15 protein-coding genes are annotated in these 15,880 nt (G+C 30.7%); 6 read left to right on the top strand and 9 right to left on the bottom strand.

Features of this window, described 5'->3' with window-relative positions; translation table 11 throughout:
- Positions 1 to 2 precede the first annotated feature (2 nt).
- Positions 3 to 773, top strand: a complete 771-nt coding sequence (locus EI427_RS02390; protein ID WP_126611209.1) for an MBL fold metallo-hydrolase — start codon at positions 3 to 5, stop codon at positions 771 to 773.
- Positions 774 to 828: 55 nt separating this feature from the next.
- On the opposite strand, the gene EI427_RS02385 is transcribed toward EI427_RS02390, so the two are convergent.
- From EI427_RS02385 to EI427_RS02360, 6 genes are all read right to left on the bottom strand, one after another.
- Positions 829 to 1,494, bottom strand: coding sequence for a phosphatidylserine decarboxylase family protein (locus EI427_RS02385; protein ID WP_126611207.1), 666 nt, complete (start codon positions 1,492 to 1,494; stop codon positions 829 to 831).
- A gap of 148 nt (positions 1,495 to 1,642) precedes the next feature.
- Positions 1,643 to 2,614, bottom strand: coding sequence for a hypothetical protein (locus EI427_RS02380; protein ID WP_126611205.1), 972 nt, complete (start codon positions 2,612 to 2,614; stop codon positions 1,643 to 1,645).
- Positions 2,615 to 2,832: 218 nt separating this feature from the next.
- Positions 2,833 to 3,180 carry a hypothetical protein gene (locus EI427_RS02375; RefSeq protein ID WP_126611203.1) on the bottom strand — a complete coding sequence of 116 codons (348 nt, stop codon included), beginning with the start codon at positions 3,178 to 3,180 and terminating at the stop codon, positions 2,833 to 2,835.
- A gap of 370 nt (positions 3,181 to 3,550) precedes the next feature.
- Positions 3,551 to 3,904: a hypothetical protein gene (locus tag EI427_RS02370; protein WP_126611200.1), complete on the bottom strand. Its 354-nt coding sequence runs from the start codon at positions 3,902 to 3,904 to the stop codon at positions 3,551 to 3,553.
- 314 nt (positions 3,905 to 4,218) lie between these two features.
- Positions 4,219 to 4,452, bottom strand: coding sequence for a hypothetical protein (locus EI427_RS02365; protein ID WP_126611198.1), 234 nt, complete (start codon positions 4,450 to 4,452; stop codon positions 4,219 to 4,221).
- 312 nt (positions 4,453 to 4,764) lie between these two features.
- Complete coding sequence (locus tag EI427_RS02360) at positions 4,765 to 5,682, bottom strand: DUF5675 family protein (RefSeq protein WP_126611196.1); 918 nt, start codon at positions 5,680 to 5,682, stop codon at positions 4,765 to 4,767.
- Between the two features lie 204 nt (positions 5,683 to 5,886).
- Between EI427_RS02360 and purD the strand changes: the two genes are divergently transcribed.
- The 3 genes from purD to EI427_RS02345 all read left to right on the top strand — a co-directional run bounded on the left by purD (position 5,887) and on the right by EI427_RS02345 (position 11,740).
- On the top strand, positions 5,887 to 7,158 hold the full coding sequence (purD, locus tag EI427_RS02355) for a phosphoribosylamine--glycine ligase (RefSeq protein ID WP_126611194.1): 1,272 nt from the start codon (positions 5,887 to 5,889) through the stop codon (positions 7,156 to 7,158).
- 77 nt (positions 7,159 to 7,235) lie between these two features.
- Complete coding sequence (locus EI427_RS02350) at positions 7,236 to 8,354, top strand: 5-(carboxyamino)imidazole ribonucleotide synthase (protein WP_126611192.1); 1,119 nt, start codon at positions 7,236 to 7,238, stop codon at positions 8,352 to 8,354.
- Between the two features lie 140 nt (positions 8,355 to 8,494).
- On the top strand, positions 8,495 to 11,740 hold the full coding sequence (locus EI427_RS02345) for a WG repeat-containing protein (RefSeq protein ID WP_126611189.1): 3,246 nt from the start codon (positions 8,495 to 8,497) through the stop codon (positions 11,738 to 11,740).
- Positions 11,741 to 11,832: 92 nt separating this feature from the next.
- Here the strand turns inward: EI427_RS02345 and EI427_RS02340 are convergent, their stop codons facing one another.
- Together EI427_RS02340 and EI427_RS02335 are read right to left on the bottom strand one after the other, a co-directional pair.
- Entirely contained in the window at positions 11,833 to 12,075 is a 243-nt protein-coding gene (locus EI427_RS02340; protein WP_126611187.1) for a hypothetical protein, read from the bottom strand.
- A gap of 210 nt (positions 12,076 to 12,285) precedes the next feature.
- The gene (locus EI427_RS02335; RefSeq protein WP_126611185.1) at positions 12,286 to 12,531 is read right to left on the bottom strand and encodes a hypothetical protein; all 246 of its coding nucleotides are present in this window, start codon (positions 12,529 to 12,531) and stop codon (positions 12,286 to 12,288) included.
- Between the two features lie 281 nt (positions 12,532 to 12,812).
- On the opposite strand from EI427_RS02335, the gene typA reads away from it, so the two are divergent.
- The gene (gene typA / locus EI427_RS02330) at positions 12,813 to 14,582 is read left to right on the top strand and encodes a translational GTPase TypA (protein WP_126611183.1); all 1,770 of its coding nucleotides are present in this window, start codon (positions 12,813 to 12,815) and stop codon (positions 14,580 to 14,582) included.
- An 88-nt stretch (positions 14,583 to 14,670) separates the two neighbouring features.
- Positions 14,671 to 15,219: a phosphatase PAP2 family protein gene (locus EI427_RS02325; protein ID WP_126611181.1), complete on the top strand. Its 549-nt coding sequence runs from the start codon at positions 14,671 to 14,673 to the stop codon at positions 15,217 to 15,219.
- 170 nt (positions 15,220 to 15,389) lie between these two features.
- On the opposite strand, the gene EI427_RS25840 is transcribed toward EI427_RS02325, so the two are convergent.
- Positions 15,390 to 15,539: a hypothetical protein gene (locus tag EI427_RS25840; RefSeq protein ID WP_155523270.1), complete on the bottom strand. Its 150-nt coding sequence runs from the start codon at positions 15,537 to 15,539 to the stop codon at positions 15,390 to 15,392.
- Positions 15,540 to 15,880: the final 341 nt, after the last annotated feature.

Below are 15,880 nucleotides of genomic sequence, written 5' to 3'. Positions count from 1 at the left end.
AAATGGAAATTACTTTTTTAGGAACAGGTACTTCTCAAGGTGTTCCAATTATAGGTTGTGATTGTGAAGTTTGTAAATCTATGGATTATAGAGATAAACGACTTCGCGCATCAATACATATAAAAACTGATGATGGTCAAAGTATAATTATTGATTCTGGACCAGACTTTAGACAACAAGTATTACGTGAAAATATACGACAACTTGATGGTCTGATCTTTACGCATCAACATAAAGATCATACAGCAGGAATGGATGATATTAGAGGTTTCTATTTTCTAAATAATATGAAACCTATAGAACTTTATGGAACTGAACCTGTTTTCAATCAATTAAAACAAGAATACAGTTATATTTTTGCAGAGAATAAATATCCTGGTGTACCTTCTGTTAATCTAAACCAAATAGAAAAAAACAGCGCTTTTAACATTGGTAAAACAGTTATAGAACCTATACAAGTTTGGCACTATAAGCTTCCCGTAATGGGCTTTAAAATCAAGAAATTCGCTTATATTACTGATGTAAATAAAATTGACAGCGACCAACTAGACAAATTAAAAGATCTTGATATATTGGTTATTGATGCATTACAACGAACGGAACACATTTCTCATTTCACATTAGATCAAGCAGTTGATTTATGTAATTCATTGCAACCTAAAAAAGCCTATTTAACTCATATGGGGCATAGAATTGGGTTTCATAGCGATTTAGAAAAAGAACTACCTGCTTATATTAAACCTGCTTTTGATGGTTTAGTACTCAGTATATAAAAAAAGGTATTCACTGTTTAAACAATGAATACCTTTTTTAGTGATATCTTATATCTTAACGACTTGGAAGTTCTGCAATAATAGTCTCACCCCCACGTGTTTTTTGTTCAATATTTACGTTAATCTTTGTATCTAAAGGAAGGTAAATATCAATTCTTGAGCCGAATTTAATAAAACCAAACTCTTCACCTTGGTTTACACTATCACCTTCTTTTACATACCATCTGATTCTTCTTGCTAAAGCACCTGCAATTTGACGATACAAAACTTGAACACCACTTTTGTTTTCCGTAACAAAGGTAGTTCTTTCGTTATCTGTACTTGATTTAGGGTGCCACGCTACTAAAAATTTACCCGGATGGTATTTAAAGTATTTAACAATACCCGAAATAGGATTCTTACTTAGATGAACATTTAAAGGAGACATAAAGATTGAAATCTGTATTCTCTTATCGTTAAAATACTCAGACTCTTCTGTTTCCTCAATAACAACAACTTTCCCATCTGCAGGAGCAATAACAAGATTGTCACCTTGAGGAATTGTTCTCCTTGGATTTCTGAAAAATTGAAGTATTAAAAGAAATAAAATTACACTTACCGTTAATGCTACGCCATGCCAAATGTCAAATTCTGGCATATAGTAATATAGTGGTGCGTTTAGGGCTGCTAAAACGACCAATAAACCGATTAACAACGAATGCCCTTCTTTATGTATAGTCATGAATATGTTTAATATGAACTAATTACCCTCCATATAAATTTTATTATTTTCTTGAATAGAAATAACTATAAATAGTATGGTGAGATAAAATAAATCACACAAAGGTAATACATCTATTTAAAATAACATTTAAAATCAATCAAAAATTCTAGTGTCCTGCTCCAATAATTCTTAATCTCTTTCTATTTCGTTTTTCTTTTTTCTGTATTTTATCTTGTTCCCTTGATGATTTTGTCTTTTTCTTTTTAGATTTTTCTACTTGCCCTCTATGAACGTCACCGTATTTTTGATTCTGACGGTAATTATAAGTATTTCCTCTTACTCTAGCTCCTCCCAAAATTGCATGAGCATGTTCTTGTTGTACACTACAACTACTAATAGGACAAAGAGGTTTCCTTTGTTTAATAGTATATGCAACTTTAGCTTCTATAGAAAACCGAGAAACAAAGGCTGATGTTGTTGAGGGTACAGTAGTATAAGAAGGCTCATTTACATAAGATAAATTCTCTATTGAATGTCCTCCAGAAAAATCCATATTAGCAATTGCTGAGATACTAATTCTATCTGTTACATATTTAGTATATCCAATACCTAAAGCTAACCCAAAACCAGCACTCCCATTAATATTTACAGTGGTATCTTGAACTACAGTAGATGAACTATCTGTAAAAGATAAATTACCTGGTTTAACTTTCATACCATGATATACAGGTGCTACTCTTACAAAAAAGCTTTCTTGAACATGTGTCAAAAAATCATTCCTGAAGAATTTTAAAATATAAAAGTCTCCATAAATAGATATATCACTAAAAGCTACTTGAACTTTTTCTGCAGATTGAGTTTCTGAAGATATATTTTTTGCTGAAAATGACGAATATCCATAACGTAAACCTACAGATATACCATCTTTAACAAGGTAATCGGTAGATAAATTATACCCCCAACCCCAAGATAAGTTAGAATAATTTGGTCCTAAAGCATCATTCCAAGAAGATGCCATCATATTTTCAGATTGAAAACCAACACCCACTTTCCATTTTGCATACTGTGCCCAACCTACTTGTGAAAGAAGTAATAGGATAAGAAGGGTACTTATTTTTTTAAAGAGTAAATGAGTCATCTGAGAAGGACTTCAATAAATATTTAAAGCTTGTTTATGCTAATGCAACTACTGTGCAAGTTTTACTACAAAAAGACAAATATAATAGATGTATTGTCAATTTATCTATAATAAATAAAAAAAGAGCCTCCGAAATTCAGAAACTCTTTCCTTCTTAAACTAAACTAACAAACAAACTTTCAACTAATTTATTTCTTTAGTAAAGTCATTTTAGTGTTTTATGATGCTTGTAGATAGTCTACATTGTCATACACAAAATGCATATCTCCAACAACTTCTTTAACTAATGGAGTTGGAGCTTCTTTACTTATAATTTCTATATATTCATTTTCAGTCAATGTATTTCCTTTTTCTCTTGTTGAAGAAAACAACTCATACACTCTAGATTCTACATATTGTGTAAAAACATCGTTCATAAGCTTTAATAAATCAACATTGTTTGAACCTTGATTTAACGTAACATCATAAACTGGTGATGTTTCAGAAATCATAGTGATGTTTAATTCACCTGATAAATCTGAATTTGACTTAGGGTCTTGAAATTTGAAGTTGTATTTGATAATCATGTAGGTTATTATTTGATGGATATACTTGGTTGTCCGTTAACAATATCTAACGGCATTGCAAACAACACATTTAAATATGTTTAAACAAGATTTACACCCATAACATTAAAATAATCCTATTTTTTCTTAGTTAGAATCTATAGGTTAACGAATTGTGAACAAAACATTAACGAATATGATTAATCATATTTATATGCAAATAGTTCATATTCAATAACATTCTATAAACATCTCTCATGTTAAGATAAAATGCAAAAAAAGAGCCCGTAAAAATCACGAGCTCTTTTCTAACTAAACTAACAAACAAACTTCCAACTAATTTTTTAATTCTATAGTAAATAGTATTTCTGGGTTATAATATTTTTAATTCTTAAGAAGCTGATTTCATAAATGCTCCCTCAGAAATTATTGACAATTCAACTAATGTATCATGAATATCCTCTACAGATAATTCATCTGATAATACACTAATATAATCTGAAATATCTGCTGATATTCCTTCTTCTCTAAATTTTAAAAATGTCTCAAAAATCCTTGTTTCAGCATATTGAGACATACCTATGTTTAATAAAGACTCTCTTTCTGTAAGTGAAAGGAACTCTCCTTTTGCATCAATTGAGAACTTAAATAAATTGTTCTTTTTCGTAACTTTTAAAAATACTGAAAAGAAAATATCTGAATTCTTCAATTCACCTTCTAATGCAATTTTGTAGAAATTAGTCATAACAATTTACTTTAAGTATGAAACAATTATTAAATCGTAATCAATTCGTTCTGTTTTGATTACGTCTGCAAATAATTGTAAATATTTTAATTGTACAACAGTAAGAGGCGTAAAAAGTACATTTTATTAGAATTGTTATATGATTTACTTTATATCATTATATAATGAATAATTAAAAAGTACAAAAAACAATACGTAAGGTGAACTATTATCTACTTTTCTAAATAGTTCCAAAATTATATTCTGCTTTATCAACTATTCTTAAAATTATTACACTAATTAATTGAATATATTGAAGGATCACAAAATCAATTTCATTGTTTTAATAATTCATCTTTGATGATACTATTAATACATTCTTCTAATGTAATATCCTTTTTATTCTTACGGAGCTGTAAGAATTTATCATACAGAATTGATAAAAATTCATTTGGATCAATTAATTCTAAATTGATCTCTTTAAATTTCACTGTAGCAGACTCTATTATGTCAGAAATGTACTGAGGATACGGTTCAGTAAATAATGATGAGGTAAAGTTGGTAGTCATGGTAAAGATAGTTAGGAATAAACACAAAAGTAATGTGTACAATTAAGCCAAATTTTCAGAAATAAAAAAATTGTATACAAAAAAGAACCTGTAAATATTACAGGTTCTTTTCACTAAAACTAAACTAACAAACAAACTTCCAACTAATCGAATATTTTTAAAACCGATGTATATACGGTTTGTGTTTTCTTGATAAATCAACATTTTTCGTTGTTGATATTTCTAAACAAGTATAAATTTTACACTTAAACAAATTTTTATTAAAACTTATTTACATTTCTCCGTATTATCATATTATAGATGTACACAATACTACTTTTTTAAATAATCTTGATAAACATAGCCAATTTCATATCTACAATTCACTTTAAGCCAATCTTCCTTTTTTTCTATAATTTCAACCTTTTCACCATTATTTAAACCGCCATTAATCAATTTTTCAGAAGATAAATTGGAATTTCGTCTAATATTCAAATGTCCACTATTTACTTTTACTACTCCAAAATTATCTTCTCTATTAATATACTTATCAGATACCCACCCAGATAATCCTATTGTTTGTATTTCTGCCCATTCATTAGATAGACCTTTTACTGTCACTTCTTCTTTATCTTCTAATGTTTTAATTATACTCTCTTTAGTAGATGGGCCTTTTCTTAAATTTAATTTTGATTTTACACTTACAAATGCTTGATCTCCAACTTTTAATGGTAATAAAATTTCTTCAATTTCTAGCATCAAATCCTCTTCAATTGGTAATATCTCTATCTCTTTTTTGTGAGCTGAAGTTATTTCAATTTCAAATTCAGAACATAGATTCAATAATTCATCCATTGTCTTTCTAGACCTTAGAATATCTAAAATGCCATCTTTCTTAATATGTTTACGCTTTGTTTTCAGTTCAATATCAGCATAACCCTTACCCACAAGTATACATCCTCTTGTGTCTGTAAAGAAGTTCCCAGAATGAATTAATATACCAGTTCTTCCGTCTACCTCATTTCCATTTTGCTGCTGAATGTGAAATGCTCTATTTGCATAGGCTCCAAAATCTCGAAAGACTGCTTTATAAGTACCTTCAGGAATACAAGAGATACGATTTTTATTTTCCTTCCATGGTAGTTCTAAAGTATCACATGAAAAAACTTCAATTCCACTGTCATCAGTAATTGTTAGTTTACCTAGAGTTTCTGCGAATTGGTATTGATTTCTAAAAAGTAAAGCTTTCATTAATGTCGAAGTAATAAATAATTCAAAATCCTAACAATATATCCAACGCTACTGATTATGGATAAATTGATCTTTTTTAATACTTATAATATACAACTAATTGAAAAACAATACACATAGAATAGCATAGAGATATTTTTTTTAGCATATTCGCGATTATATTTTTTTATAGTAAAATCTATACAACTAAACTACAGGAACAGGATGAAAGTACTCATTCTTGGCTCGGGAGGCAGAGAACACACGCTAGCGTGGAAAATTGCCCAAAGCGACAAGCTAACAAAACTATATGCAGCACCAGGTAACGCAGGTACCGCAGAAGTCGCACAAAATATCAGTATTTCGGTTACTGATTTCCCTAAACTTGGACAATTTGTTCAAGAAGAAGAGATCGACATGTTAATTGTTGGTCCCGAAGCTCCACTTGTAGAAGGAGTTGCTGATTACTTTGCTGACAACGAGAAATTATCTCATGTTAAAGTAATTGGACCTAAAAAAGCAGGAGCATTATTAGAAGGAAGTAAAGACTACTCTAAAAAATTTATGGTTCGCCATAACATCCCTGCCGGTGCATCTAAAACATTTACATTAGAAACATTAGAAAGTGGATATGCATTTTTAGAATTGCAGAAGCCTCCTTATGTCTTAAAAGCAGATGGATTAGCAGCTGGTAAAGGAGTTTTAATTATTAACTCTTTAGAAGAAGCTAAAAACAGTCTTAAAGAAATGCTAAGCGGGCAATTTGGTGAAGCATCTAAATCTGTTCTTGTTGAACAATTTTTAGATGGCATCGAATTATCTGTTTTTGTAATTACAGACGGTAAGAACTATGTTACTTTACCAGAAGCAAAAGATTACAAAAGAATTGGTGAAGGTGATACTGGTTTAAATACTGGTGGAATGGGAGCTATCTCTCCAGTGCCATTTGCTGATGCTGCTTTTATGGCAGAAATTGATAAAGCTATTGTAAAACCTACAATCGATGGTCTTACAAAAGATGGTATCGATTATGTTGGTTTTATCTTCTTTGGATTAATTAAAGTAGATGGAAAACCTTTTGTTATTGAATACAATGCAAGAATGGGTGATCCAGAAACAGAAGTAGTCATTCCTAGAGTAAAAAGTGATCTTCTTGAAATTCTTGACTTAGCAGGACAAGGTAAACTTGACCAAGCAAAAATTGAGTTTGAAGATTGCGTTACAAGTACTGTTATGCTGGTTTCTGGTGGATACCCTGAAAAGTATCAGAACGGAAAAGAAATTACTAAAGTTGATACTGTGGAAGATGTATTACCTTTCCATGCGGGTACAACATTTAGTGAACTTGGCGAAGTTATCACAAATGGTGGTAGAGTAATGGCATTAACAGGAAAAGGAGCGACAATGAATGAAGCATTAGCTAAATCATTTGCAGCTGCCGAAGCTGTTCAGTTCGACAAGAAATATTATCGTAAAGATATTGGCTTCGATTTATAAGTCATTTCAAAAATAAAAAAAATAGTCACCTCAAATAATAGTATTATCTCGAGGTGACTTTTTAATTATAAATTAATATGAAAAAGATCGGTGTTTTAGGTGGAGGTCAATTAGGAAGAATGATGATTCAGTCTTCTATGAACTTAAATATTCATGTTAAAACATTGGATGCAGATCCAAATGCTCCATGTAAAGCAATGGCGCATGAATTTGTTCAAGGCTCTCTCAATGATTATGATACAGTCATGAATTTTGCGAAAGATATTGATGTATTAACCATCGAAATCGAAAACGTAAATGCAGATGCGTTAATTGAAATTGAAAAACAAGGAACAACTGTTTATCCAAAACCTCATCATATTCAATTAATTCAAGATAAACGTATTCAGAAACAATTTTACGCTGATAATAATATCCCAACCTCTCCTTTTGTCTTAGTAGATTCAAAAGAAGATTTAGATCAACATAAAGACCTATTACCGGCAGTAATGAAAATAGGTAAAGGTGGCTATGACGGTAGAGGTGTTCAGGTAATGAAAACTGAAAACGATTTTTCTAAGGGGTTTGATGGACCTTCAGTTTTTGAAAAAATGGTTGATATTGATAAAGAAATATCAATTATTGCAGCAAGAAACCCTAGTGGTGAAATTAAAACATTCCCTGCTGTAGAGATTGTTTACCATGAAAGTAACCTTGTAGATTATTTACTTTCTCCTGCGAATATCAGTAAAGAGGTAGAAAATAAAGTCAAAGAAATTTCTATAGACTTATTAAATAAGTTAGACTACGTTGGTTTATTGGCTATTGAGTTTTTTGTTGATAATGAAGGAAATGTTATTGTTAATGAGGTTGCTCCTAGAACGCATAACAGTGGACATCAGACAATAGAAGGCAATATTACTTCTCAGTTTGAACAACACGTTAGAGCTATTTTAGACTTCCCCTTAGGTGATACAAAAAGACGTAGCCCGTCTGCAATGGTAAATGTTCTTGGCGAAAAAGGATATACTGGAGAAGCTATTTATAAAGGAATTGATGAAATTCTTAAACTCTCGGGTGTTTACATTCATCTCTATGAAAAACACATTACTAAGCCCGAACGAAAGATGGGGCATATTACTATAATTGCTGATGATAAAGATGAGTTACTCAGAAAAGTAGAGCTCGTTAAAAAGTACTTTAAAGTGATAGCATAATGATATTAAAGGAATTACATAACTAGATTTTGTAATTCCTTTTTTATTGGCATGACTTTCGACTAATTCACACTAACTAATCTTAAATACCTTTTTATCCATTAAGGTATAACTGTGTACATTGAAATTATTTGAGTTTTATGTCAAAAAAATTCTTAACTATCTTATTCTATTTAATTCCATTTTTTAGTTTTTCTCAAACTATTTATCCAGTCTGTAAAGATGGGAAATGGGGAGGTACATCAGGAACTGAAGTAATAATACCAATAGAATATCAATTTATTACTCCTCTTTCTAATGGTACTTATTTTAGAGTGGGGCAGAATAATAAAATTGGAGTTATTAATACTACTGGTAAAATAATTCTACCTATTGCATACGATAGAGTTGAATTTATAAAGGATGATACCTTTGTTGGTTGGAATAATACAGATTGCTTTTTAATTGATAATAATAATACTCATTTAAGTAAACCCTATTCTAATTTGGCTCCATTTGCTAACTTAATTAAAAGTTATTCTGGAGATCAGTTAGGTATAATTGATATAAATGGAAAAGAACTCATTACACCTAAATTTGATGATATTACCTTAACAGAGACTTCCATATTTATAACATCAAAAGGTAATTTTAAAGGGTTCTTAAATAGTAATTGTGAAGAACAGGTTACTCCAAATTATCAAAAAATTGATATTATAGAATCAAACCTTCTTATCGCAACAATTAAAGGTAGCCCTGCTTTAGATTATATAGTTATTGATTCAGTAGGAACAATCACATCTAAAAAAACATTTAACTCTTTAAAAGATTTCAAAAGGTTCCAAATTCAAAATATACTTAAGTATCAATGTTTGGAAGTAAAAAAGGGTAATTATAAAACGCCTCAATGGGTAGATGTTTTAAACGATTATTATCTCGTTGCTCCAACGGGAAAAGTACTTTTAAATGGCTTATCTTTCTTCTATATCAAAGAAAACAATTCTAAAAATATAGTTATAGGTAGACGAGAAGAAAAAGATGGTACACTTAATTATTATTTAATTGATCAGCAAAAAGGTACTATTCTATTCAAAGATCATTTTAAAGACATTGTTCTAGAGGATTTCTCACATAGTAATTGGGCTAGAATTAGTATTGATACTTTATGGGATAATCTAATTAATATAAATGGTGCTATAAAAAGACAAATTACAGACGAAGCAAATCAGTACTCAATAGAAACAATTGGTAATTTTTATGATAATGTAGCTTACTTTAAAAGTAAAGACGGGTTCTATGGTTTTATAGATGAAAATGCGGAAATAATTACGGCTCCTATTTATACATTAGCCTCTGACTTTAATAACGGGTATGCCATAGTTAAGAAATTTGACAAATTCGGTTTAGTTTATACTGATGGTACAATTCAGATTCCAATTGAATATGATGGTATTGGTTATAATAAAGGTGGCTGGTTAAAAATTAAAGAAGGAGAAGGCAGTATAGGTAAATGGGGAATAATTGATATTACTGGTAAAGAAATTATTCCTACTATCTATGATGAAATTCAAATTGATGCCACTGGTGCAAATATAAAATCAAAGGGTAGATGGGGACGTTATAGTAAAACTAATAAATGGAGTTTTACACCTAAATTAAATGTCAATATTTTAGAACCTTTTGAGAATGGTATTGCAAAGATCAAAAGAAAGCAAATTATAGATCCTATCGATAGAAAAACTATTACCGGCTATAAATATGTTGGATATATAAAAGAGGATGGCACTGTACTTATCCCTCCTGTTTATACTGATATTATTGGTTTTGAAAGAGCTTGGAAAGATAAAGAAGGATTGGCTCTAATTGAAAAAAGAAGTAGTTCTGGATTTGTAAACTATAATGGAGAGATTGCTTTAACTCCAGAATATATACAAAGTTCAGGTTTTCCAGAAGTTTGGACAATTCATAAAGGAATAGCAAAGGCAAGAACAATAGAGGGAAAACAAACTTTTATTGATTATAACGGTAAAGAAGTAATTCAACCAGAATTCGACTTTATTGCAGATAACTTTCAAGAAATTTGGATGGACAGCTCTGGAGTTGCTATTGCTGAACTCGATAATAAAAAAGGACTAATTGATTATGAAGGAAAAAGAGCTTGCCCCTTAATTTATGATCAATTATTTGCTGTAAATGACAAACAATTTGTTGCAAAAAAAGACAACAAATGGGGTTTAATCAATTACAAAGGTGATACACTTATTTCCTTTAAATACAATAATTCCGCCCCTATTCATCAAACTCAATATATTAAATTTATAAAAGATTCTACTGTTGTCTATTCTATTAATAAAGATGGCCAATGGAGTGTAAAGAATACTACTACTCCTTTAAACTCTAATAGGATAGAGAAGATGAATACAACTGAGTTTAAAAACTACAAGTTTCATTTTATTGGAAATAATTATGCAATCGTTTCTAAAAAAGGTGATTCAAAACTTCAAGGAGTTATTAATGAAAAAGGAAAAGTAATTGTAAAACTTAATTTCAAAAAAATAAAACCCTTTGAAAATGGCTTAGCAGTAGCTCAAAAAAATGGAAAGACTGCAAAAGATAGAAAATATGGGTTTATTGATAAAAGTGGTAAATGGGTTATAGCACCTACCTATAATATTGCAAAAAGTTTTAGTAATGAAATTGCTCCTGTTTGTATTAAAAATAAATGGGGATATATAAATCAAAAGGGTGAATTAATTATACCTATCCAATTTAATAGTGCTACTAGTTTTAAAGGTGATTATGCAACCGTTAATACATCATCTATTATAAACACTAAAGGTGAAATTTTAGGTAAACTTTCTGCTGGAGAGGAATTATTTATGAGTGATACTTCTGGATGCATTATTAAAGGAATTGGTTATATGCAGCACACTTCTCATTCTGGGGTAGCACTTTATTCTAAGAAATTTGATGAAGTTACACCTTTTAACTCTGCCGGTATTGCATTCGTAAAAACAGGTGAAGTTTGGGAGTTAACGAGAAAAATTAATGATTCTTCAATAAAAAAGAGATTTTCAAGGCTTCAAATGGAGATTTATTTAGAAAAATATGGTGCACATAGAAAAGTAGTTTCACTAACTGGAGATGTAGCTAAAGATCTAGAATTTGAGAAAGTAATTAATGGAACTTGGAGAATGATAGGCAAAGATGGTCAACCTCTAAATACTGTAAACTTTACAAGAGTCAGTCATAATCAAGAGGTATTCAATGTTACTATCTCTAATTTAGAACATATCATTAACGAGAAGAATAGCATTGTGAATGATAACTACTTTTTAGGAACATTAAAGGCCGCTAACGATAAAGTTATTTTATTCGAATCAGGAAATACTCTTTTAGTAGATTAGGTTTATTTTCTTTCAGTAAAACAAAATGGGCAAGCCAATAATTAATTGGTTTGCCCATTTCTTTATTAAAATCAAGATCTTATTTTCTTTTACTAATGGTTCTCTAAAAGTGAGAATGCTGTACTAACACCTTTAGATGTTAATTCTGCGTGTGTTTTATTATACTCTCTGTGTACACCATTTAATAAGCCATCGTTTTCCATTAAAGATGCTAATACTTCTATTTCATCTCTAGTTGTACTTAGCCCTAAATTTTTGGCAATTTCTTCTAGACATTCACCTGAGTGTATGCAGATACCCACTAAGAGTTTTGATTGTTTGATTTCTGTTGACATAATACTATTAGGTTTATCGGTTGTTATTTGGTTGTGTTTGAGGGTTTATACGTGAGAATATATATCAGGTTTTTAATATTAAATTACTTTAAGCATTTAATAATATTATTAATTGTTTTTAACTATTTGCAAAAAAAACAACCGCTATGTAAGCAATTTACATAGCGGTTGTTTTTTATTATTAATTTATATGAAATTTAATCTTAACGACTAAACAACTCCTTCTATTAATAATCGAGCTTCTTCATTTCCTCTAGGAGATAAATAAGCAATTGTTTCTTTTGTTGTTCTTTGAACTTTTTCTACAAGGCCTTCAACCTCAAATTTAGATACTAATGCATTAATTTCTTGGCTATTAGTATTAATTCCTAAATTTCTTGCAATTGCTTGCATAGACTCACCCGTATTAAGGCACATTCCCATCAGGAATTTCGAAAATTTCACTTCGTTTGACATATACTTGGATATTAAGGTTATTGATTATATAGTTAATGATCAGACAATTACACCAAGGTAAAGGTGAGGTAATTATCGCTTGTTTTGTGTTATTAATTCTACAGTACAAATATCATTTCCCGAAACCGGTTTCGCAAAAAAAACATGTTAATTATTTGTAAACATATAAGAGTATGAAATACAATTAATTAAGTTTTTCAACAATAGTTACTAATAAGAAGGGTATAAAGTTATAATAGTATAATAGTTCTGCTATCTTTGCACGTTCATAAAAATTTATCATGAGTAGTATCCGTAATATCGCTATCATCGCTCACGTCGATCATGGCAAAACAACACTAGTAGATAAAATGCTACACGCGGCAGAATTGTTCCGCGACAATCAAGAAGCAGGAGAGTTGATTCTTGACAACAACGACCTTGAGCGTGAAAGAGGGATTACCATTCTTTCTAAAAACGTTTCTATTAACTACAAGGGAGTTAAAATCAACATCATCGATACTCCTGGTCACGCCGATTTCGGTGGTGAAGTTGAGCGTGTATTGAAAATGGCTGATAGTGTATTTCTTTTAGTAGATGCATTTGAAGGTCCAATGCCTCAAACACGTTTTGTTCTAGGTAAAGCATTATCGCTAGGTTTGAAGCCAATCGTGGTTATCAACAAAGTTGATAAGCCTAACTGTCGTCCTGACGAAGTACACGATCAAGTTTTTGATTTATTCTTCAACTTGGATGCTACTGAAGAGCAATTGGAATTCCCAACTTTCTACGGTTCATCTAAAATGGGTTGGATGAGTGACGACTGGAAAAACGTAACTGACTCTATCGTTCCTTTATTGGATGGTATTGTTGATTTAGTTCCTGAAGCACCATCTCCAGAAGGAGACCCTCAATTACAGATTACTTCTTTAGACTTTTCTAGTTTCGTTGGTCGTATTGCGATTGGACGTTTAACTAGAGGTACTCTAACAGAAGGTTCTTTCGTTGGTCTTGCAAAAGCTGACGGTTCTGTAAAGAAAGTACGTATCAAAGAACTTCAAACTTTTGAAGGTCTAGGTCGTAAAAAGGTATCAGAAGTTAAAGCTGGTGATCTTTGTGCAATTATTGGTATCGACGATTTTGAAATCGGTGATACAGTAACAACTGTAGAAAATCCAGATCCACTTCCTCGTATGGCTATCGAAGAGCCTACTATGAGTATGTTGTTTATGATTAACAACTCACCATTCTTTGGTAAAGAAGGTAAGTTTGTTACTTCAAGACACTTACGTGATCGTTTATACAAAGAAACTGAAAAGAACTTAGCTCTACGTGTAGAAGCTACTGATTCTGAAGACAGATTTATTGTATACGGTCGTGGTATTCTTCACTTGGCTGTATTGATCGAAACAATGCGTCGCGAAGGCTACGAATTACAAGTAGGTCAACCTCAAGTACTTTACAAAGAAATTGATGGAGTGAAAAACGAACCAATCGAATCATTGGTAATCGACGTTCCTGAATCTGTTTCTGGTAAAGCAATTGAATTAGCTACGCAGAGAAAAGGTGAATTATTAATCATGGAGCCTAAAGGCGATATGCAACACCTTGAATTCCAAATTCCTTCTCGTGGTATCATTGGTTTAAGAAATAATATCTTAACTGCAACTGCAGGTGAAGCTATTATGACTCACCGTTTTAAAGAGTATGCACCTTTCAAAGGAGAGATTGCTACTAAGAACAATGGTGCAATCATTTCTGACCAAACTGGTTCTCCAACTGCCTATTCTCTTGATAAACTTCAAGATAGAGGTACTTTCTTTGTTGATCCTACTGAGGAAATCTACGAAGGTCAAGTTGTTGGTGAATTCAACCGTCCAATGGATTTAAGAGTAAATATTGTTAGAGGTAAGAAATTGACAAACATGCGTGCGTCGGGTTCTGATGATAACTCTAAAATTACTCCTAAACGTATCTTCTCTTTAGAGGAGTGTATGGAATATATCCGTGAGGACGAATTAGTTGAGGTTACACCTCAAAACATTCGTATGCGTAAAATCAAGTTGAGATAATAATTCAACCTGACTAAAATATTAAACTACTTGGGTGAAAACTCAAGTAGTTTTTTTATACCTTATTTTATCTAACTACTAGAACCTAATGGAAGAAATTGTAATTAATTGGGCACAAAATCACAGTTCTATTCAAAGTGATGTATTTCTTAATTTCATTACACATCAAACCTTTACTATCTGTTTTATCATCCTAATCTGTTTTGCTGTAAGATTATATTTTCAGCAAACCTCTCAAAATAAAATCAATTTTATAAGGCTGATATTAGTTTTTGGGGTTTCAGCAATAATTGGATTATTAATAAAATATTCCTTTTTTAGATTAAGACCATGTTATGCATTAACATCAGTACTCCAAAAAACTGATGGAGTTACTTCCTCTTTTCCTTCTGGACACACCACATTATCTTTTGCCATTTTCTTTTCCTGCGTATATGCAAAGGAGAAATTAGCTATTATTTTACCCTTATTCTTATTTTCCTGTCTAGTTGGTTACTCTAGAATTGCCTTAGGTATTCATTACCCAACAGATATCCTAGCAGGAATTACACTTAGTTTTATAGTAACGGTACTCATAAATAAATTACTTCCTTCTTTATTAAAGAATAATATTTTAAAGAAATTTATATATGAATAATTAAAAGCACCTTAAGTTAAACTGTTACCTCTTGTACATTATACTTTGATTGTTATCAAAATTACCATAATCAAAAGTATTATTAGAGTTGGTAATAGAAGAAATTAGGAATAAAAAAGAGACTAATATTAAGCCCATTGTTATCATTTGCTTTTTCATGATTATTATTTTTAAGAGTTAGACAATTCATCATCAATCATTACTACTATACAAAAACCAAAAAATGTAAATACTGAAAGGTCAATTATACTTTCTATAATTTTTTGATCAGATTTTCTACTTAGTACCTTATTCACATGCTCTCTTAATATTGTTTTCATTTTATTTCTTTTTTTGATTCAATAGGTAATATCGAATTCAAAGAAATATCACCATTAAACAAAAAAAAGACTACCATTGAGTAGCCTTATCACGAATATATGTATTCATCAAAGTGATTTTTTGATCATTTTACTTTCTTTAAAAAAAATATGGTGAAATAAATAGGTCAAGATTGATAGTTGTAAACTTACAATCAAACCATTCTTAATCATTAAATGGGGGTCTGTTGCTATTAATATTACCGAGTAAAGAATTATCATTACAATAGATAGTATTAATGCTAACCTCTCTCTTTTAATTGATACAAAAGCAAAAATAAAATAGGATAGACTAAGCATTA

It is taken from the genome of Flammeovirga pectinis, from assembly GCF_003970675.1.
Classification (GTDB): Bacteria; Bacteroidota; Bacteroidia; order Cytophagales; family Flammeovirgaceae; genus Flammeovirga; species Flammeovirga pectinis.
The sequence above is the reverse complement of the archived record's forward strand: the minus strand, read 5'-3'. Positions and strand labels throughout refer to the sequence as shown.